At 72.0% G+C, this 18,614-nt stretch carries 21 protein-coding genes and 1 riboswitch; of the genes, 6 read left to right on the forward strand and 15 right to left on the reverse strand.

Annotated elements, in window-relative coordinates; all coding sequences use genetic code 11:
- Positions 1–3: 3 nt before the first annotated feature.
- A complete protein-coding gene (locus IRX98_RS00610; RefSeq protein ID WP_224273146.1) occupies positions 4–858 on the reverse strand; it encodes an SGNH/GDSL hydrolase family protein in 855 nt (284 codons plus the stop codon).
- 123 nt (positions 859–981) lie between these two features.
- On the opposite strand from IRX98_RS00610, the gene IRX98_RS00615 reads away from it, so the two are divergent.
- Entirely contained in the window at positions 982–2,211 is a 1,230-nt protein-coding gene (locus IRX98_RS00615) for a DUF2157 domain-containing protein (protein WP_224273147.1), read from the forward strand.
- Complete coding sequence (locus IRX98_RS00620) at positions 2,208–2,705, forward strand: GDYXXLXY domain-containing protein (RefSeq protein WP_224273148.1); 498 nt, start codon at positions 2,208–2,210, stop codon at positions 2,703–2,705. Before IRX98_RS00615 ends, IRX98_RS00620 begins: the two co-directional genes overlap by 4 nt.
- A 7-nt stretch (positions 2,706–2,712) precedes the next feature.
- Here IRX98_RS00620 and IRX98_RS00625 read toward each other — a convergent pair whose 3' ends face one another.
- From IRX98_RS00625 to napA, 5 genes are all read right to left on the reverse strand, one after another.
- Positions 2,713–2,988, reverse strand: a complete 276-nt coding sequence (locus IRX98_RS00625) for a MoaD/ThiS family protein (protein WP_224273149.1) — start codon at positions 2,986–2,988, stop codon at positions 2,713–2,715.
- Positions 2,989–3,040: 52 nt separating this feature from the next.
- Positions 3,041–4,312 (reverse strand): threonine synthase, encoded by a 1,272-nt coding sequence (gene thrC / locus IRX98_RS00630; RefSeq protein WP_224273151.1) that lies wholly within the window; start codon positions 4,310–4,312, stop codon positions 3,041–3,043.
- A gap of 10 nt (positions 4,313–4,322) precedes the next feature.
- A riboswitch (SAM riboswitch) is annotated at positions 4,323–4,462 on the reverse strand.
- A gap of 76 nt (positions 4,463–4,538) precedes the next feature.
- Entirely contained in the window at positions 4,539–5,369 is an 831-nt protein-coding gene (gene otsB, locus IRX98_RS00635) for a trehalose-phosphatase (RefSeq protein ID WP_224273153.1), read from the reverse strand.
- Between the two features lie 55 nt (positions 5,370–5,424).
- Complete coding sequence (locus tag IRX98_RS00640; RefSeq protein WP_224273154.1) at positions 5,425–5,898, reverse strand: LytR C-terminal domain-containing protein; 474 nt, start codon at positions 5,896–5,898, stop codon at positions 5,425–5,427.
- A gap of 104 nt (positions 5,899–6,002) precedes the next feature.
- Positions 6,003–6,296 (reverse strand): nucleoid-associated protein NapA, encoded by a 294-nt coding sequence (gene napA, locus IRX98_RS00645; protein WP_224273155.1) that lies wholly within the window; start codon positions 6,294–6,296, stop codon positions 6,003–6,005.
- A gap of 195 nt (positions 6,297–6,491) precedes the next feature.
- Between napA and IRX98_RS00650 the strand changes: the two genes are divergently transcribed.
- Positions 6,492–7,934 carry an alpha,alpha-trehalose-phosphate synthase (UDP-forming) gene (locus tag IRX98_RS00650; protein ID WP_224273156.1) on the forward strand — a complete coding sequence of 481 codons (1,443 nt, stop codon included), beginning with the start codon at positions 6,492–6,494 and terminating at the stop codon, positions 7,932–7,934.
- A gap of 4 nt (positions 7,935–7,938) precedes the next feature.
- Here the strand turns inward: IRX98_RS00650 and IRX98_RS00655 are convergent, their stop codons facing one another.
- The 4 genes from IRX98_RS00655 to IRX98_RS00670 all read right to left on the reverse strand — a co-directional run bounded on the left by IRX98_RS00655 (position 7,939) and on the right by IRX98_RS00670 (position 11,654).
- Positions 7,939–9,534, reverse strand: coding sequence for an FMN-binding glutamate synthase family protein (locus tag IRX98_RS00655; protein WP_224273157.1), 1,596 nt, complete (start codon positions 9,532–9,534; stop codon positions 7,939–7,941).
- A gap of 57 nt (positions 9,535–9,591) precedes the next feature.
- Complete coding sequence (locus IRX98_RS00660) at positions 9,592–10,329, reverse strand: anti-sigma factor (protein ID WP_224273158.1); 738 nt, start codon at positions 10,327–10,329, stop codon at positions 9,592–9,594.
- Positions 10,316–10,903 carry an RNA polymerase sigma factor gene (locus IRX98_RS00665; protein WP_224273159.1) on the reverse strand — a complete coding sequence of 196 codons (588 nt, stop codon included), beginning with the start codon at positions 10,901–10,903 and terminating at the stop codon, positions 10,316–10,318. Before IRX98_RS00665 ends, IRX98_RS00660 begins: the two co-directional genes overlap by 14 nt.
- A gap of 112 nt (positions 10,904–11,015) precedes the next feature.
- The gene (locus IRX98_RS00670; RefSeq protein ID WP_224273161.1) at positions 11,016–11,654 is read right to left on the reverse strand and encodes a fasciclin domain-containing protein; all 639 of its coding nucleotides are present in this window, start codon (positions 11,652–11,654) and stop codon (positions 11,016–11,018) included.
- Between the two features lie 96 nt (positions 11,655–11,750).
- Between IRX98_RS00670 and IRX98_RS00675 the strand changes: the two genes are divergently transcribed.
- Positions 11,751–13,067: an alpha/beta fold hydrolase gene (locus tag IRX98_RS00675; RefSeq protein ID WP_224273162.1), complete on the forward strand. Its 1,317-nt coding sequence runs from the start codon at positions 11,751–11,753 to the stop codon at positions 13,065–13,067.
- Here the strand turns inward: IRX98_RS00675 and IRX98_RS00680 are convergent.
- The 5 genes from IRX98_RS00680 to IRX98_RS00700 are packed head-to-tail and all read right to left on the reverse strand — an operon-like array spanning position 13,028 to position 15,703.
- Complete coding sequence (locus tag IRX98_RS00680) at positions 13,028–13,372, reverse strand: hypothetical protein (RefSeq protein ID WP_224273163.1); 345 nt, start codon at positions 13,370–13,372, stop codon at positions 13,028–13,030. The genes IRX98_RS00675 and IRX98_RS00680 overlap by 40 nt on opposite strands.
- Positions 13,369–13,770 carry a hypothetical protein gene (locus IRX98_RS00685; protein ID WP_224273164.1) on the reverse strand — a complete coding sequence of 134 codons (402 nt, stop codon included), beginning with the start codon at positions 13,768–13,770 and terminating at the stop codon, positions 13,369–13,371. Before IRX98_RS00685 ends, IRX98_RS00680 begins: the two co-directional genes overlap by 4 nt.
- A 12-nt stretch (positions 13,771–13,782) precedes the next feature.
- On the reverse strand, positions 13,783–15,081 hold the full coding sequence (locus IRX98_RS00690) for a WXG100-like domain-containing protein (RefSeq protein WP_224273165.1): 1,299 nt from the start codon (positions 15,079–15,081) through the stop codon (positions 13,783–13,785).
- Positions 15,078–15,380 carry a WXG100 family type VII secretion target gene (locus IRX98_RS00695; RefSeq protein ID WP_224273166.1) on the reverse strand — a complete coding sequence of 101 codons (303 nt, stop codon included), beginning with the start codon at positions 15,378–15,380 and terminating at the stop codon, positions 15,078–15,080. The genes IRX98_RS00690 and IRX98_RS00695 overlap by 4 nt, the downstream gene beginning before the upstream one ends.
- Entirely contained in the window at positions 15,380–15,703 is a 324-nt protein-coding gene (locus IRX98_RS00700) for a WXG100 family type VII secretion target (RefSeq protein WP_224273167.1), read from the reverse strand. Before IRX98_RS00700 ends, IRX98_RS00695 begins: the two co-directional genes overlap by 1 nt.
- Positions 15,704–15,797: 94 nt before the next feature.
- Between IRX98_RS00700 and IRX98_RS00705 the strand changes: the two genes are divergently transcribed.
- The gene (locus IRX98_RS00705; RefSeq protein WP_224273169.1) at positions 15,798–17,180 is read left to right on the forward strand and encodes an MFS transporter; all 1,383 of its coding nucleotides are present in this window, start codon (positions 15,798–15,800) and stop codon (positions 17,178–17,180) included.
- Complete coding sequence (locus tag IRX98_RS00710; RefSeq protein ID WP_224273171.1) at positions 17,177–18,610, forward strand: pyridoxal phosphate-dependent decarboxylase family protein; 1,434 nt, start codon at positions 17,177–17,179, stop codon at positions 18,608–18,610. The genes IRX98_RS00705 and IRX98_RS00710 overlap by 4 nt, the downstream gene beginning before the upstream one ends.
- Positions 18,611–18,614 lie beyond the last annotated feature (4 nt).

Consider the following 18,614-nt stretch of genomic DNA (forward strand, 5'->3'; position numbering starts at 1 on the left):
ACCCTAGCCTGAGCGGCCCACCCCGGGCGCGTGGTGCCCGAACGGCACGACCTCCACCACCCCCAGGGCGGCAAGGACCGACGGGAGCATCGCCTTGGCGGTCCGCTTGTAGCCCTGCGCGCTCGGGTGGAAGCGGTCCAGGCTGAACATCTCGTCGGGGTTGGTGATGAAGAACGGCCCCACCACGTGGGACAGCGAGACCACGCGCGCGCCCCTGGCCAGGGCGGTCTCGCGCTGGGCCTGCGCCAGCTGCCGGGAGGCGCGCGAGCCGAGCGCGCGCAACGGCTGCGGCACCGGCCGCAGCGCCCCGAGGTCCGGGCAGGTGCCCACCACGACCTCGGCCCCGCGTGCGCGCAGCGCGTCGACCGCGGCCCCGAGGTGGGCCACCGACTCCGCCACCGGCACCCGGTGGGTGACGTCGTTGCCCCCGACCACGATGACCGCGACGTCAGGAGAGTAGGACTCGGGCAGCGTCGCGAGCTGCTCGGCAAGCATGCTGCTCTCCGAGCCGACCACGGCCGCCGTGCGCAGCCGGACCGATCGCCCGGCGCTGCGGGCGATGCCTCGGGCCAGCCGTCCGCCCAGGGTGTGCTTGGCCCGCTCCGCGCCCAGCCCGGCGGCGATCGAGTCCCCGAGCACCAGCAGGTCGACCGGCTCGCCGAGCTTCTTCTTGTAGTGCCGGTCCGCGGCCGGCGCCTGCTCCCCCAGCGGCTTGCCGATCGCGCGGCGCGCCTGGGCTGCCTGCCGGTGCAGGAGCGTGCGGGCGGCGTACGCCGTCACGCCGGCGACGCCCCCAGCGAGGGTCAAGGCCACGGAGGCGCGAGTGAGGCGGGACCCGGCGTCGTCGTCGTCGATCACGCCTGTTTCAACCACACCGACCTGAACGGCCGGTCAACCCCGCCCGGCGAATGGCCCAACGGCACCACACACGTGGGTCGACGTACTCATCACAGGAGGCGCGCAACGCGTCACGCTGGACGTATGAACCCAGCCGCCCCCACCCTCCCCCGGCCGGTCCCGCCCCGCCAGCTCGCCTGGCTGCGTGCCGAGCTCGACGACTGGACGTCCCAGGGCATCATCGACGACGACCAGGCCAGACTGATCTCCTCGCGCTACCGGCCCGGCGACCACACCCGTTTCAGCATCGGTCGCGTCCTGCTCTCGCTCGGTGGCGGGTTCGTCGGCATCGGCCTCATCTGGCTGGTCGCGGCCAACCTCGACCAGCTCTCCCCCACCTCGCGCTTCGTCGCCGTCGCCCTGCTCTGGCTGGCGTTCCTCGCCGGCGGCGAGGCACTCGCCGCCCGCAAGGCCTCGCCCCCGCTCGTGGGTGCCGTACGCCTGATGGCCGCCCTCGGCGCCGGCGCGGTGATCTTCCAGGCCGCGCAGTCGCTGCAGGTGCCGGCCTTCGAGCCCCGCCTGCTCGGGCTGTGGGCGGCCGGCACCCTGCTCCACGGCTACCTGACCCGCGCCACCACGCCCTTCCTCGTCGGTGTCGCCACCGGCGTCGCGTGGTGGTTCGCCCAGCCGCTCTGGGACGGCCCCAGCGGACTCACCGTCGTCGTCCTCCTCGGCGCCGCCGCCGTCCTCGCCTCCGGCCTGGCCGTGCTGCACGACGGGTGGATCACCCCGTTCGCCTGGACGTGGCGCACCGTCGCCGGGGGCATGGCGCTGCTCGCACTCTTCGTGGCCGCGATCCCGGGGATCGGCTCGGACGGTGTCGTCTGGTCGGTGTGGCTCGTGGTCGTCCTCGTCGCGGCCGCAGCGGCCGTCGTCGGCGCTGCACTCACCCGCCCGGGGAAGCGCCTGCTGGAGCCGCTGGGCGCGGTCGCCGTGCTCGGCGCGGCCACCGCGCTCGCGCTGTGGACCACGAGCACGGACACCTCCGACATCGACACAGCCGACTGGCTGCACGCGGCCGTCTCGGTCCTGGCCTACGTCGTACTCGCCGTCGCCCTGGTGGCGCTCGGCACGGTGCGTGACCACCCGCCCCTCACCGCGATGGCGATGGTCGGGCTCGTCGTCTTCACGACCTTCCAGAGCTTCGCCGTCTTCGCGCCGATCGTCACCGGCGCCTGGCTGTTCGTCGTGCTCGGCACGGTCTTCCTCGGCACCGGCTTCCTCTTCGACCGTGCCCGTCGCGAGCTCACCCAGGTCCTCGTCGACGACTCAGCCGGTGGCTCGGCCACCCCTGCACCAGGAGCACCCCGATGAAGCGCATCCTCGTCACCGGCGTCATCGCCGTCAGCCAGCTCGTCCTCGCCGGAGTCGCGGTGGGCCCGCAGCTCTCCGCCCGGCTCACCGGCGACACCTACCTCCTCGAGGTCGCACCCCTCGACCCGATCGACCCGTTCCGCGGGGCGTACGTCGCCCTCGACTACCCCGGACTGCGGCACGACGACTCGCAGTCCGTCGTCGAGCCCGGGCTGGGCGCGCTCGACGACGGGGAGCAGGGCGACGTCTTCATCACCCTCGTCGAGAAGGACGGGACCTGGGTCGCCGCGGACTGGACGCGGGAGCGCCCCGACGACGGGACCTACCTGGCGTGCGACGACCGTTCGTGGCAGATCAGGTGCGGGATCGAGAGCCTCTTCCTGCCGCAGGACACCGCCCGCGAGACCGAGGACCTGCTGCGCGACGGAGCCGTCGCCGAGGTGCGCATCGACGGGCGCGGCAACGCCGCCGTGGTCGACGTACGCGCGCCGTGAGGCCGGCTCAGCCGCCGGCGACCGCCGGGATCACCGAGACCTGGACCCCGTCGGGGGTCGCGGTCTGGAGGTCGTCGAGGAAGCGCACGTCGTCGTTGCCGACGTAGACGTTGACGAAGCGGCGCAGTGCACCCGACTCGTCGAGGATGCGCCCCTTGATGCCGGCGTAGCTCGCGTCGAGGTCGTCGAGGACGGCGGCGAGGGTGTCGCCCTCGGCGCTGACCTCGGACTCGCCGCCGGTGTAGGTGCGCAGGATGGTGGGAATCCGGACGGAGACGCTCATTCAGTGACTCTCTCTCGGTGGTTGAGGTGCGAGCTTGCGAGCCTCGAAACCCTCAGACGATGTTTGCCGCGACGAAGGCGTCATAGCTGGGTGCGATGGTGGCTGCGGCGCCGACCCGGTCGGAGACCGCGTCGAGGGTCTTGAGTCCGTGACCGGTGTTGATGACGACGGTCTCCAGCGAGGTGTCGAGCTGGCCGGTCTCGACGAGCTTCTTCAGCACGCCCACCGTGGTGCCGCCGGCGGTCTCGGTGAAGATGCCCTCGGTGCGAGCGAGCAGGACGATCGCGTCGCGGACCTCGTCGTCGGTGATGTCCTCGACCGCGCCACCGGAGCGACGGCAGACGTCGAGGACGTAGATGCCGTCGGCGGGGTTGCCGATGGCCAGGCTCTTGGCGATCGTGTCCGGCTTGACCGGGCGGATCGCGTCGGTGCCGGCCTTGTAGGCCACCGAGACCGGGGAGCAGCCCGTGGCCTGTGCGCCGAAGATCCGGTAGGGCTTGTCCTCGACGAGGCCCAGCGCGACGAGCTCGCGGAAGGCCTTGTCGACCTTCGTCAGCTGCGAGCCGGACGCCACCGGGATGACGACCTGGTCGGGCAGGCGCCAGCCGAGCTGCTCGGCGATCTCGTAGCCCAGCGTCTTGGAGCCCTCGGCGTAGAAGGGGCGGACGTTGACGTTGACGAACGCCCAGCCCTCCTCCTCGCCGGCGATCTCCGAGGCGAGCTTGTTGACGTCGTCGTAGTTGCCGTCGACCGCGACGAGGCGGTCGGTGTAGACGGCGGAGTTGACCTGCTTGGGCTGCTCGAGGTTGCTCGGGATGAAGACGACGGTCTTCATGCCGGCCCGGGCGCCGGCCGCGGCGACCGCGTTGGCCAGGTTGCCGGTGGAGGGGCAGGCGAAGACCTTCGCGTCGAGCTCGCGGGCCGCGCTCAGGGCGCAGGCCACGACGCGGTCCTTGAACGAGTTGGTGGGGTTGGTGGAGTCGTCCTTCACCCACAGCCGGTCGATGCCCAGCTCGCGGGCCAGGTTCTTCGCCTCGAGCAGCCGGGTGAAGCCGGGCTCGGTGTTGGGGCTCTGCTCGATGTCGGAGGGCACCGGCAGCAGCGCCTTGTAGCGCCAGATGTTGGCCGGACCGGCGGCGATCTCCTCGCGGGTCACGGTCGGGAAGTCGTAGGCCACCTCGAGGGGGCCGAAGCACTCCGGACAGGCGTACGAGGGCCCGAGGGCGACTTCGTGGCCGCACTCGCGGCAGGCCAGGGCGCGGGCGTGGCCGAAGGCACCCTCGCGCAACGTGTGCGTCGTGTTCTCGTCCAACAGGGTGCTCATGAAGTCCTCCTTCTCATCTGTCCCCGCGACTCTCGCGTGGGTCGGATTTGGCACCTGCTCCCATGTCCGCCGGACGGGGTCCGGACAGGAGGCTCATGGGTGGTTGCCGGGACTTCTACGGGCCGTTCCCTCAGTCCCTCGTGATGAGCAAGGTCAACCCTAGGCGGGCCGTCTCACGATGCGCACACCGAGTCCACGATGTGGATCGCAGCCGTCCGACCTGCGGTCAGCGTCGGGAGAGCAGGGCGCCGAGGAGCTCCACCACACCGGCGGGGCCGTCGACGACGACGTCGGCGAGCTCCACGAGGTCGGGCTGCTCGGTGGAGGCCGAGCACACGACCAGGCCGGGCAGGCCGTCGTCGCGCAGGTCGCGGACGGCCTCGAAGGCCTCCACGTCGCCGAGGTCGTCGCCGCCGAAGATCACGCCGTCGGCCCCCTGCTCGGCCACGAAGGTGCGCAGCGCGTGCCCCTTGTGCATGTCACCCGAGCGGACCTCGATGACGTTGCGGCCGGGCTCGACCGTCAGGTGGTGGCGCCCCGCGAGGTCGGCGATCGGGGAGACGAGACGGGCGAAGGCACCCGCCGGGTCGTCCATCCGGCGGGTGTGCACCGCGACCGCCAGGCCCTTCTGCTCGATGTAGGCGTCGGCGGCGTCGGCGCTGCGCAGCACCGACGTCAGCTCGCGCTCGAAGCTGGCCAGACCGGCCGGCGGGCGCGGCGAGCGGATCCGCTGCTCGGTGGCCGACCAGCGCTCGTTGCCGTACTGGCCGAAGACGAAGAGCTCCGCGCCGCGGTCGAGCATCGCGTTGCCGAGGGCGTCGAGGTCGCCCATCGCGATCGCCTGCCGCGCCGGGCGGCCGGTGATCACCGCGACCGCGCGGACCGCCTCGGCGAGCTCGAGCAGCGCGCCGGGGGCGCCGGGGTGCAGGCGTGCCGCCTCGGGGTCGTCGACCATCGGGGACAGGGTGCCGTCGAAGTCGAGACCGACCACCACACCGGCGAGGACGTCGCGTACGGCGTCGTAGTGGGCGCGCGCGTCGTCGGAGGTGAACTCCATGGCACCAGCCAACCACGCGACGGCGGGGACCCGCGAACCGTCCCGCCGCAGCGGACTACTGAGGGGCGTCGGTGGTGAGGATGATCGTCAGGCGGTCGCGCTTCATCTCACCGACGGCCGGTGCCGTCCGGCGGATGCCGAGGTCGAGCGCGAGCTGCTTGCCGGCGGCCTTGAGCCGCGGGGGGAAGTAGACCGTGGTGGTGGGGACGACGCCGTACCAGTTGTCCTCGCCGACGACCGCCCAGCCGACGGTGGTGGCCTTCCCGGCCGTGCTCGCGGCCAGGCCCTTGATCCCGGAGCTGTTGTAGACCTCGACGTAGACCTCGCCGCGCCTGACGCGCGGCTCGGGCTTCGGCTCCTTGGTGGGCTTCGCCGTGGGCTCGGCACTCGGCGTCTGCTCGGCGCTGGCGATGGTGGCGGTCTCGACCCGGCGCTCGGTGGGCGCCTGGTCGCGGGTGGCGACGAAGGTGATGGAAGCCATCGCGACGGCGAGGACCGAGAGCATCACGAGCGGGGAGGGGAAGGCCACGCCCCGCTCGTCACGGGGACGGCGGGACGGGAGGCGGCCGGAGCTGGGGAAGGAGGCCATGGGGAAGGAAGCCGATCGTGAGTGAGTGGACAGGTCTCGCGGTGTCAGATCTCGAAGCCGAGGCGGCGGGCGGAGCGCTGGCGCTGCCGCGAGGCGCGCAGACGGCGGAGGCGGCGGACGAGCAGCGGGTCGGCCTCGAGGGCCTCGGCACGGTCGATGAGGGCGTTGAGCACCTGGTAGTAGCGGGTCGAGGACATGTCGAACTTCTCGCGGACGGCCTGCTCCTTGGCGCCGGCGTACTTCCACCAGTGCCGCTCGAACTCGAGGATGTCGCGGTCGCGCTGGCTCAGCCCCGGCGCAGTCTCCTGCTCCGACGCGATGTGCTTGGCGGCGTCCATCTGCCATCTCCTCCTCGACCCCACGCCCACCCCGTGCCGGGCGGACTGCGGTCAGTCTAGGCGACGAACGACAACGATGTCATTCGCCTCCGGCGAGTCGTCTGGACAAAACCCGGCGGCTCGTAAGAAGGGTGCGGCCCGGGACGACACCGCGGGGTGGTCCCGACGTCACCGGTCGTCGTTAGGGTGGCCGGTGTGAGCCCCACCCCGCAGGCCGACCTCGTCATCGTGGCCAACCGACTGCCCGTGGACCGGGTGGTCGCCCCCGACGGCACCGCGTCGTGGCGCACCTCCCCCGGTGGGCTGGTGACCGCCCTCGAGCCGGTCCTGCGCGCCAACGACGGGGCGTGGATCGGCTGGCCGGGCTCGGCCGACGAGGAGGAGTTCGAGCCGTTCGTCGAGGACGGGCTCTCCCTGGTCCCGGTGGCGCTGAGCGCGCAGGAGGTCGAGGAGTTCTACGAGGGCTTCTCCAACGGCACGCTCTGGCCGCTCTACCACGACGTGATCGCCAAGCCGGAGTTCCACCGCGAGTGGTGGGAGTCCTACGTCAGGGTCAACCAGCGCTTCGCCGACCGGGCGGCCGAGGTGGCGGCCGAGGGCGCGACGGTCTGGGTCCAGGACTACCAGCTCCAGTTGGTGCCGCAGATGCTGCGCGCGCAGCGCCCCGACCTGCGCATCGGCTTCTACCTCCACATCCCGTTCCCCCCGGCCGAGCTGTTCTCGCAGCTGCCGTGGCGCCGCCAGATCCTCGAGGGCCTCCTCGGCGCCGACCTGATCGGCTTCCAGCTGCCGGGTGCTGCCGCCAACTTCGTACGCCTGGTCCGCAGCCGGGTGGGCCACAAGACGCACCGCGACACCATCTACCTCCCCGACGGCCGTCCGGTGAAGGCGACCGCCTTCCCGATCTCCATCGACACCGCGGGCTTCGAGGCACTGGCGCGCTCGGAGGCGGTGGAGAAGCGTGCTGCGGAGATCCGCGAGGCCCTGGGCAACCCCCGTCGGATCTTCCTCGGCGTCGACCGCCTCGACTACACCAAGGGCATCCACTCTCGCCTGCGCGCCTTCGGCGAGCTCGTGCGCGACGGCAGGCTCGACCTCGAGGACGCCGTCTTCGTCCAGGTGGCGACGCCGTCGCGCGAGCGCGTCGAGCAGTACCGCATCCTCCGCGACGAGATCGAGCTGCTGGTGGGACGCATCAACGGCGACCACGGCCGCATCGGCCGCCCAGCGATCTCCTACATGCACTCCTCCTACCCCCGCGAGGAGATGGCCGCCCTCTACCGCGCCGCCGACGTGATGGTGGTGACGCCCTTCCGCGACGGGATGAACCTCGTCGCCAAGGAGTACGTCGCGTGCCGCTTCGAGGACGACGGCGCGCTCGTGCTGTCGGAGTTCGCCGGCGCGGCCGCCGAGCTGCGTCAGGCGTGGCTGGTCAACCCCTACGACATCGACGGCATGAAGGCCACGCTGCTCGAGGCCTTCGCCGCGGACGAGAAGGAGACCGGTCGTCGCATGCGCGCCATGCGCAAGACCGTGGTGCACCACGACGTCGCGCGCTGGGCCGAGTCCTTCCTCAGCGAGCTCGAGCACCTGCCCGACCACCACGACAAGAGCTTGCGCCGCCCGCGCTCGGGCTGATCCCTCAGCGCCCGGTCGCCGCCACTCCGCGCTGTCCGGCGTCGGGGTCGGCCACGTCCGGGTGCGTGGCGTCCTGGGCGACCATGATCGCCTCGATCTGCTTCACCAGGTGCGGTCCCAGCCGCGGCCAGGACGCGTCGTACCCATAGGTCGTGCCCAGCGCCGTGGCGGTGCGGGTGCCGTCGAGGAGGTCGACGTCACGCGGTGCGATGAGCCCGGGGTGCACCACGCCGACAGCCTCGGACACCTTCAGCAGGTCGCGACGCAGGGAGCGTACGTAGTTGGCGGCACGCACGCTCTTCAGGCCCACGTCGAGGCCCCGGGTGTAGCGCGGGTTCTGCGTCGCGATCCCGACGGGGCAGTGGTCGGTGTGGCACTTCTGGGCCTGGATGCACCCGATGGCCATCATCGCCTCGCGCCCGACGTTGACCATGTCGACGCCCAGCGCGAAGGCGACGACCGCGTTCTCCGGGATGCCGAGCTTGCCGGCGCCGACGAAGACCACGTCGTCGCTCAGCCCGGCTTGCGCGAAGCGCCGGTAGACCTCGGCGAAGCCGATCCGGAAGGGGTAGGCCACCGAGTCGGCGAAGATCATCGGGGCCGCGCCCGTGCCGCCCTCGCCGCCGTCGATGTTGACGAAGTCGACGCCGCGACCACCCGCCGACATCGCCTCGGTGAGCTCGTCCCACATGGTCAGGTTGCCGACGGCCGACTTGATCCCGACGGGCAGCCCGGTCGCCTGGGCCACCGACTCGACGAAGTCGAGCATCGAGTCGACGTCGCCGAAGACCGCGTGGCGGCTCGGTGAGGCGCAGTCCACCCCCTCGGGGATGCCGCGGATCTCCGCGATCTCCCGGCTGACCTTCTCCCCCGGCAGCATCCCCCCGAGTCCCGGCTTGGCGCCCTGGCTGAGCTTGACCTCGATCGCGCGCACGGGTGCCGACTGCACGAGGTCGACCAGGCGCGCCATGTCGAAGCGGCCGTGCCCGTCGCGGCAACCGAAGTAGGAGGTGCCGATCTGGAAGACCACGTCGCCGCCGTGGCGGTGGTGCGGCGACAGCGCGCCCTCGCCGGTGTTCTGCAGGCAACCCGCCAGGGCCGCGCCCTTGTTGAGCGACTCGATCGCCTTGCCCGACAGGGATCCGAAGCTCATGCCGGAGATGTTGACCACCGAGCCGGGCCGGAAGGCGCGGGTCCGCCCGCGAGCCGCGCCCATCACCTTCGCGCACGGCACGGCCACCTCCTCCTGGGCGTGCGGCATCGTCGCCGCCCCGGGCCCGGTGAAGGTGCGGTGCTTGACGATGGGGTAGCCCTCGCCGTTCTCGACGTCGTTGTCGGTCCCGAAGCCGAAGTAGTTGTTCTCCAGCTTCGAGCTCGCGTAGACCCAGCGCCGCTGGTCACGGCTGAAGGGCCGCTCCTCGTCGTTGCTGGTGACGATGTACTGGCGCAGCTCGGGGCCCACCTTCTCCACCAGGAACCGGCCGTGGCCGACCACCGGGAAGTTGCGCAGGATCGCGTGCTTCTTCTGCACCAGGTCGTGGACCGCCGTTGCTGCGCCCGCGACGGCCGTGCCGCCGAGGATCGCGTACCTCCACCTCATGGGTCGTTCCTAGTCGCCCGGGCGGGCGATGTCGAGGGGCCGGCGCGCCGGGTGCGCTCAGACGAGCTCGCCGCGCGCGAGGCTCACACCCGAGTGGGTGGGGTCGCCGTCGTCGGGCTCGACCGAGATGTCGACGATCCGGTAGCCCTCCTCGATGAGGCGGCGCGGGACCTCGAAGGTGCCGTTGTCGCTGCGGGCCAGGATGCCCAGCGCGACCATGCGCTCGCCGTCGACGTTGATCAGCCACACCTCGTGGAAGCCGGGCTCGTCGCCGAGCTCGGTCGCTCGCACGGACACGGTGACGACGTCGTCGGCGTCGTTGACCGCCTCGACGGCACCACGTGGGGCGTCACTGTCGAGGGCGGTGAGGGACGTGGCGGCCAGCACCGAGCCGGTGGGCTCGGGCTCGACCGGGGCGGCCTCGGGCTCGCCCACGGACATCCGGCCGACGCCGAGCCCGGCCACCAGTGCGAGGACGGCAGCAGCGGAGGCCAGCCAGACGGGCACGCCGCGTCGCCGGCTCGCCAGCGGGACCGGGGCGCTCGGCGTCTCCGCGGTCCCGGTCTCAGTTGCGGCCGCGGTCGGTCGACCGAGAGCCTCGGCCATGACCCGCGCCCGGAGGTCCGGCGGCGGGGCGACCAAGGGGTCAGCGCCGAGTGCGCCCCTGGTCGCGGTCAGCGCCTCGACGGTCGCCGAGCACCGCGAGCAGGCGCCGACGTGGCGGCGTACGGGGTCGGGCACGTCGGCCGGCTCGATGACGAGGGCGGCGAGGTCGTCGACGTCAGCGTGAGCCATGGCGCACCTCCTCGAGCGTGTGGTGGAGCTGGGTCAGGCCGCGACGCAGGTGGCTCTTCACCGTCCCGAGCGGGAGGCCGGTGGTCGCGGCGATGTCGACGTGGGTGAGGTCCTGCCAGAAGGCGAGGAGCATGATGGTGCGGCGCGGCTCTCCCATCTCGTCGACCGCCTGGCGGACGACGAGCCGGTCGGGCTCCATGACGTCTTCGGTGCCGACCACCTCGTCGGATGGGGTCACCGCCGCCACGGCCTCGATGCGGCGTACGTCGCGGGCGCGGGCGGCGCGGGCGTCGGAGATCTTGTGCCGGGCGATGCCGATCAGCCAGGCGGGGAACGTGTGCGGGCCGGGAGTCATCTTGTCCCGGCTCTGCCAGGCGGCGACGAAGACCTGCTGCGTGACGTCCTCGGCGTCGTGGGTGTCCTGCAGGGCGCGCAGCGCGTAGGAGTGGACCAGCGACGCCCATCGGTCGTAGACCTCACCGAGGGCTTCCTCGTGCCCGGCCCGGAAGCGGACGGCGAGGGCCTCGACGGACTCCTCGGGCGCTTCCTCCAGGACTGCTGCTCCTCCCACCACGGCTACACCGTAGCGGGGGCGTGTCCGGGCGGGGAGGCCGACGACGGTCACCGGCGCTCCCCTCCCGGACGGCGCGTCATTGCTCTCTCGTGCTCAGCTCACGGCCCGTGGGTCACAGGTCGATCGGGCGCAGCACCCGGTCGATGCCGTGCGCGACCTGCTTGTTGCCCTTGTTGAGGTCGAGGGCCTTCAGCACGACCTTCGGGTCGCGGTCGTTGCGGTCGCGGTCCTTGAGGGTGATGGAGAGGCGGGGCTTCGTCTTGACCTGGACCTTGACCTTGCCGCCCTGGACGGTCGTGAGCTTCGCGCCGTCGGCCTTGAGGACCTTCGGGCTGGTCAGGGTCTTGCCGGGCACGACGTGGTAGAGCAGCACGGTCTCGATGGTGTCCACGCCGGCGAGGTCCACCAGCGCCTCGAAGATCTTCTTCTCGCTCTTGATGGTCTGGCCGGTGAGGTCCTTGACCAGCAGGCGGAAGGCCTGGTCGGTCGGGGCGAAGACCGTCAGGCGCTGGGTGCCGTCGGCCAGGAGGGCGACGGGCGAGTCCGGCTTGGCGCCGACGATGGCGAGGGCCGCCTCGGTGACGATGTCGAAGTCGTTCTTGTTCTTGTCGAAGGTGTTGCCGTCGGAGGTGAGCAGTCCGGCGAGGCTGTCCTCACCGATCGCCTTGGCGTTGGCGGCAGGCGCCATGGCCGGGACGGCGGTGAGCGCGAGGGCCGAGGCGGCGAGGGCTGCGGAGACGCGTCGCTTCATGGGGAGTCCTTCCATCGGGGGCGCCGGATCGCGCCCGTCGACTGCTTCTCGGCGCGACACCCCTCCCCGGATGCACCCGGGCCGTAGATTTCTTCCATGGACCTCATCCCCAAGCCCGACCAGCTCGTCGCGGCCGTCGGAAATGTCGCGCACACCGTCCTCTACGGCGGTCTCGCGGACCTGCGGCCGATGCCCCGCACGCTGATCGACGACGGGGAGCTGCGCGAGGTCTACCACTACCGGCCGGACCCCGACGTGCCCGCGACCGGCGACCCGGTCCTGCTCGTCACGCCGCTGGCCGCGCCGGCCCTGTGCTTCGACCTGCGGCGCGGCTGCTCGCTGGTCGAGCACCTCGTCTCGCAGGGTCGCCCGACCTACCTGCTGGAGTACGGCCAGGTCTCCTTCAAGAACCGCTCGCTCGGCGTCGAGCACTGGGTCGACGACGTCCTGCCCGACGCCGTCCGCGCCGTCCACGAGCACTCCGGCGGCCGGGGCGTGCACCTCGTCGGCTGGAGCCTCGGCGGGATCTTCACCCTGCTGGTCGCCGCCGACCGCCAGGACCTCCCCATCGCCTCGATCACCGTGGTCGGGTCGCCGGTCGACGTCACCAAGGTCCCGCTGGTCGCGCCGGTGCGCCCGCTGCTCAACCTCACCCAGGGTCGCGGCGCGATCACCCGCGCCTACCGGGCCCTGGGCGGCATCCCCCAGCCGCTCGTCAACTGGGCCTTCACCGCCGCGTCCGCGCAGAAGGTGGTGACCAAGCCGCTGGCCGTGCTGACGCACCTCGACGACACCGACTACCTCGCCCAGCTCGAGGCGGTCGATCGCTTCCGCGCCAACATGTTCGCCTACCCCGGCCGGACCTTCGGCCAGCTCTACCACCGCTTCGTCAAGGGCAACGCCCTCGCGCGGGGCTCCATGCAGGTCGGCGACCGCACGATCGACCTGGCCGCGATCAAGGTGCCGACGCTCGTCTTCGCCGGCAACACCGACGGCATCGCGCCCCTGCCCGCCGTACGCGCAGTGGTGCCGCTGCTGACCGGCGCCCAGCAGGTGCGCTTCGAGGTCGTGCCGGGCGGTCACCTCGGCATGCTGACCGGCCGCGCGGCCCGCGGGACGACCTGGACGGTCATCGACGAGTGGGTCGACGAGTGGTCGGCGGGCGTGGTGAAGCCGGCACGGAAGAAGGCACCGGCGAAGAAGTCGGCTGCCAGGAAGGCCCCGGCGAAGAAGGCTCCCGCCAAGAAGGCCACCGCCCAGACGACCCCCGCCAAGACGGCTGCGAAGAAGACTCCCGCCAAGAAGGCCGCGGCGAAGAGGACTCCCGCGAAGAAGGCCTCTGCCGGCACGATCGGGTCGAACCCCTCGCGGCGCTACGGGTCGGCGGGTTCGCGGGCGCTGGGCCAGCGCTGATCCCCGTCGGACTCCGCTGCGAGCGCCGTCGAGCGGCGGACCAGGACTGAGCGGTCCTCGGGGGACATGTCGTCGAGCTCCTCACGCAGCTGGTCGATGCCCCGCCAGGCGATCCCCTCGAGCTCGCTGTCCGAAGCCAGCTCGCGCATGGTCAGGTCCCCGGACAGCACGGCGGCGACCCGGGCCTGGAGGCCGGGTGCGACCTCGGCCGAGTCACGGAGCGCCTCGAGTGCACGACGCAGCGACCGGGCTCCCTCGGCGTCCCCACCGACGAAGTCCACCAAGGAGTCCTGCTCCTCGCTCACGGCGTGCCCGAGGAAGGTTCGCCGAGCGTGAAGGTGTCCCATGCGTCCAGGTAGGCGCGCGACTGCACACCGAGGAGCGGCGTGACGAGGTCACGCGGCACCCAGGCGCGGTCCATGTCGTGGGCGAGCGCCTCGAGCAGCCCTGTCGCGACTGCCGTGCGGAGCAGCTCGCTGCCCGACGCCATGCCGCCCTCCACCACGTCGAGGACAGCAACCCGCGTCGCCGCTGGCAGGGCGGGCAGGACGGCGGCAACGGCATGCCCGACGCTGCTCATCCAGAGCACCGGCATCTCCATGTCCGGGGTGCGCTGCTCTCCGTCCGCCTCGAGCGCGTCACCGATGGCGGGCGTGATGGCGGCGAGCTTCTCGACGAACCTCGTGAACTCCTCGGTCGACACAGGTCCTCCTCGCTAGTTCCCCGCCAACGCGTCGCGCAGGTCCTTGATGACGTTCTCCGCTGCTGCCCGGTCCCCCGGCGTGGCCTCGGGGTTGTTGCGCAGCCACTTCTCCAGTGCCCTGATCATGTCTTGTGCCTTCTGCGTGTGGAACACCCCTCCGACCGGCTTCCCGGTCGCGAGCTCGTGCCGCACGGCAGCGGCCGTGGAGCCGTTCCCGATCTTGGCATTGTCGCGCCACATCTCGTCCATGAGTCGCGACAGCTTCGGGTTGCGGGTCGCCGGCTTGCCCATCGCCCGACGCAGGGCGTCCTTGTACCGGGCGTGCTTGGCCACGTTGGCCGCGTCGCTGATCCGCCTGAAGCGCCTCCCGATCAGTGGGACCTTGCTGGCGACACGCGTCAGCTTGGCGACCGCTGCGACCTTGACCGCGGCGCGCATGGCCGTGAACGCCTTGATCACCCGGCGGGCCGCCGACGCGAGGCGCCAACCGGCGACGGCAGCGCCACCTCCTGCGCCCAGCCCGGCGGTGAAGAAGGTGACGACGCCGGCGGCAACGACGGTGATGCCCGCCTCGATCGCAAGGTCCTGGAGGATCCCCTTGACCGTCTCCTTCACGGTGTCGACGTGGGTCGCGTAGTCGTCGCACGCATCGCCGAGGTCCTTGCAGTGGAGGCCGAGCTGCTCGATGTCCAACTTGAGGTCAGCGATCACCGTGCGGACATCGGCGATCTCCGGCGAGCGTTGTCCCTCGAGCTCGGACTCCGCTGCCTCGAGGCACGGCACCAGCATCGTGTCGAGCATCGTCTGGAGCTGGCGCCACGACGACGCGGCTGACCGCAGGGTCCCGGTGTTGGCACCGGGCCACGTCCAGCCCTCCAGGTAGTCGGTGATCAGGTCCCACAGCGCCGGGGTGTCGGAGGACTCCGCGCCCTTGGCGGTGGGCACGGCCACTGAGCCGACCGTCACCGTGGTGTCCGGCAGGTCGTCGAACTGACCGCCGTCGTAGACCGGCGGGTTCGCCTGGTAGACCGACGCACGGTTGGCGCTCCGGTGGTTGCCGGCCGTCATCCACAACAGACGGGCCATCCCGGCAAGTGCTGCGACCAGCTCGCGCACACCGTCCACCGCAGCCTGCGCGGCCTCGTCGTAGCTGGAGACGAACTCGTCGGACGTGTAGTCGTCACCGGCCATGCCGGAGAACCCGCCCACCGCATCGGTGAGCCCCTGGTAGGTCTGGGCTGCGAACCCGTTGGCCGTGGCGAAGTGGTCGGCCGCCGCCTCGAGCCTGATGGCCTGGACCTTCACGGTCATGTCAGCCTCCGCCAGAGGCCGGTGTTCGTGGTGATCATCAGGTGGTAGTTGTCGCTGGCGACGCGCGCCGCCTGGCGCATGTCGGCGAGGGAGGCCCGCATCTCGGCGAGGCCTTCCTCCCACTCCGCCTGGGCCTCGGCCTGCGCCTGGGCGCTCAGTCCCTCCCAGGTGGACTGCAGCGCCTTCATCTGGTGCTCGATGTCGTTGGTGAGGGCCTCGAGCGCACGCTCGCACTTCTCGAGGTCGGCGATGACGCCCTCGAGCTCCTCGAGGTCGATCGCGTAGTCGCCGTCGTCCATCAGCCGAGCCGATCCACGATGCGAGCGGCCAGCTGGTCCATCGCCCGCTGCGACTCCTCGTCCTGCTCCACCATGTCGCGGTGGTGGGCCTGGAGAAGGTCGACCATCGCGCTCAGCCCCTCCTCGACGCGGTCCGCGGACTCCAGCCACTCGCCCCACGCCTGAGAGAACGCCTCGTTGGCCACGCCCTGCCAGCCGGAGCCGAGGAACGAGTCGACCCGACGTTGGGCGGCCCGGCGATCCGTCGACAGGCGCTGGTGGGCGGCGCGCGTCTCCGCGATCGCGCGCGACATCGCCTCGTGGACGAGCCGTACCTCTGACATCCGGGACCTCTCTCGCGGGTCCTGACCGAGATTCCCCCATCGGGCGCGACCCAAACGCCGAGGTGGTCCGAACCTCGCCGCCTAGAGTGCCGCCATGTCCCGAGCCACTGAGACCACGCGGCGGACAGAGGACCCGGCGGGAGCGCCGCTGCCCCGCGGCGTACGCATCGGCTACGGCAGCGGGTCGGTGGCCACGGGCGCCTTCGGCACCGTGCCCGGGCTGATGCTGCTGCCCTACCTGACCGACGAGCTCGGCATCGCCGCGCTGTGGGCCGGCGTCATCGTCTTCCTCCCGAAGGCGTGGGACGTGGTGCTGAACCCGATCGCCGGCCGGGTCAGCGACCGGACGGTCGACCCGGACGGTCCGCGTCGACCGTGGCTGATCCGCGCCGGGCTGATGCTGGCGGGCGCGTTCGCGCTGATCTTCGCGGCGCCCGACCTGGGGAGCTCGCTGCTCGAGGCCGGATGGGTGCTGGTGTTCTTCGTGCTCGCCGCGTCGGCGTACGCGTTCTTCCAGGTGCCCTACGTCGCGATGCCGGCGGAGATCACCGCCTCCTACGACGAGCGCACGCGGCTGATGACCTGGCGGGTGGCGATCCTGGCCTTCACGATCATGCTCGCCGGTGCGAGCGCACCCCTGATCCGCGACGCGGTCGGCGGCCGCGACGGCTACCGCGTGATGGGCGTGGTGATGGCGGTCCTCATCGTCGTCGGCGTGGTGAGCGCGTGGTGGGGCACGCGCAACGCTCCGATCGGCACGGTCGCCGCCGGCGCCGGGTCGCTGGGCGAGCAGCTGCGCGTGGTCGCGCACGCCCGCGACTTCCGGGTCCTGCTGACCACGTTCGTGCTCCAGGCGCTGGCCACGGGCTGCATGCTCGCCGGCGTCGACTACCTCGCCGGCGAGGTGCTGGAGCGTCCCGCGGCTGCCACGATCCTGTTCGTCTGCTTCGTCGGCCCGGCCCTCCTGCTGACCCCGGTGTGGGCCGCGGTCGGGACCCGGATCGGCAAGCGGCGCGGCTACGTCATCGCCTCGGTCGTGCTGGCGGCCGGCGCCACCCTCGCCGCCACCGCGCGCGTCGCACCGCCCGCCGTGGTCTTCGCCGCAACCGCGCTCGTCGGGGTGGGCTACGCCGGCTGCCAGGTCTTCCCGATGGCGATGCTGCCCGACGCCGCCGCGGTCGACTCCGCGCGGACCGGGGAGAACCGCACCGGGGTCTACACCGGCGTGTGGACGGCCGGGGAGACCCTCGGCCTGGCCCTCGGGCCGGCCGTCTTCGCCGTCGTGCTCGCCCTCGGCGGCTACCTGTCCAGCCAGGGCCGCGAGATCACCCAGCCCGACTCGGCGCTGACCGCCATCACCCTCGGGTTCTCGCTGCTCCCCGCGGCGCTGACACTGCTGAGCCTGTGGTGGCTGCGCCAGTACACCCTCGACGCCGCCGAGGTGGCGGCCGCGGAAGCACAAGGAGCCCACCCGTGAGCGACCCCCTCGAGCGACTGCGGGACCTGCAGCGCGCCGACCTGCCCGTCCACGGCGGGCGCACGTTGGCCTACGTCTACGACTCCGGCGACGCCGAGGTCGACCGCATCGCGCGGGAGGCGGTCGCCGCCTACGCCGCGTCCAACGCGCTCGACCCGACCGCCTTCCCCTCGCTGCTGCAGATGGAGAACGAGCTCGTCGGCTTCGCCTGCGACCTCCTCGACGCCCCCGGCACCGCGGTCGGCACGGTGACGTCGGGCGGCACCGAGTCGATCCTGCTGGCCGTGCAGGGTGCGCGCGACAGCCGCCCCGACGTCACCCGGCCGCGGATGGTGCTGCCGGCCACGGCGCACGCGGCCTTCCACAAGGCCGCGCACTACTTCGGCGTCGAGGCCGTGATGGTGCCGGTCGGCCCGGACTTCCGCGCCGACGCCGCCGCGATGGCGGACGCGATCGACGACGACACCGTGCTGGTCGTCGCCAGCGCGCCGTCGTACGCCCACGGGGTGGTGGACCCGGTCACCGAGATCGCCGCCGCGGCCGCCGCGCACGGGGTGCGCTGCCACGTCGACGCCTGCATCGGCGGCTGGGTGCTGCCGTACGCCGACCGGCTGGGGCGCGCGGTGCCGGCGTGGACCTTCGCGGTCGAGGGAGTCACCTCGATCTCGGTCGACACCCACAAGTACGCCTACGCGCCCAAGGGCACGTCGCTGCTGCTGCACCGCGACGCCGGGCTGCGCCGACCGCAGTTCTTCGCCTCAGCCGCGTGGCCGGGCTACACGATGCTCAACGCGACCACGCAGTCGACGCGATCGGGCGGGCCCATCGCCGGCACGTGGGCGGTGGTGCAGCACATCGGCGACGATGGCTACCTCGCGCTGGCCGAGCAGGCTCTGGCCGCGGTCGACGCGATCGCGGCGTGCGTCGAGCGCGAGCCGGCCCTCGAGCTGGTCGTCACGCCCGACTCGACCCTCGTCACGCTGGTCACCGACGAGACGCTCGACCCGTTCACCCTGACCGACGAGCTCGTCTCGCGCGGGTGGTACGTCCAGCCCCAGCTGTCCTTCGAGGGCAGCGGTCCGAGCATCCACCTGTCGGTGAGCGCCGGCACGCTCGCCCACGTCGAGGAGCTCGCGACCGCGCTCGCGGAGTCGGTGGCGGCCGCGCAGGCGGCGGGTCCGGTCGCGGTCGACGAGGGTGTGGTCGCCTTCATCGAGGCCCTCGACCCGACCGCGCTCACCGACGACGACTTCGACGGCCTGCTCGCCGCCTCCGGACTGGTGGGCACCTCCGCCGAGGGCGACCTCGAGCTGCCGACGCGGATGGCCGAGGTCAACGCGATGCTCGACGTGGCCTCGCCCGCCATGCGCGAGGCGCTGCTCGTCGCCTTCCTCGACCGGCTCCAGCGACCCGTCCGGACGTCGTCGTGAGTGC

Source organism: Nocardioides lacusdianchii (assembly GCF_020102855.1).
GTDB lineage: Bacteria > Actinomycetota > Actinomycetes > Propionibacteriales > Nocardioidaceae > Nocardioides > Nocardioides lacusdianchii.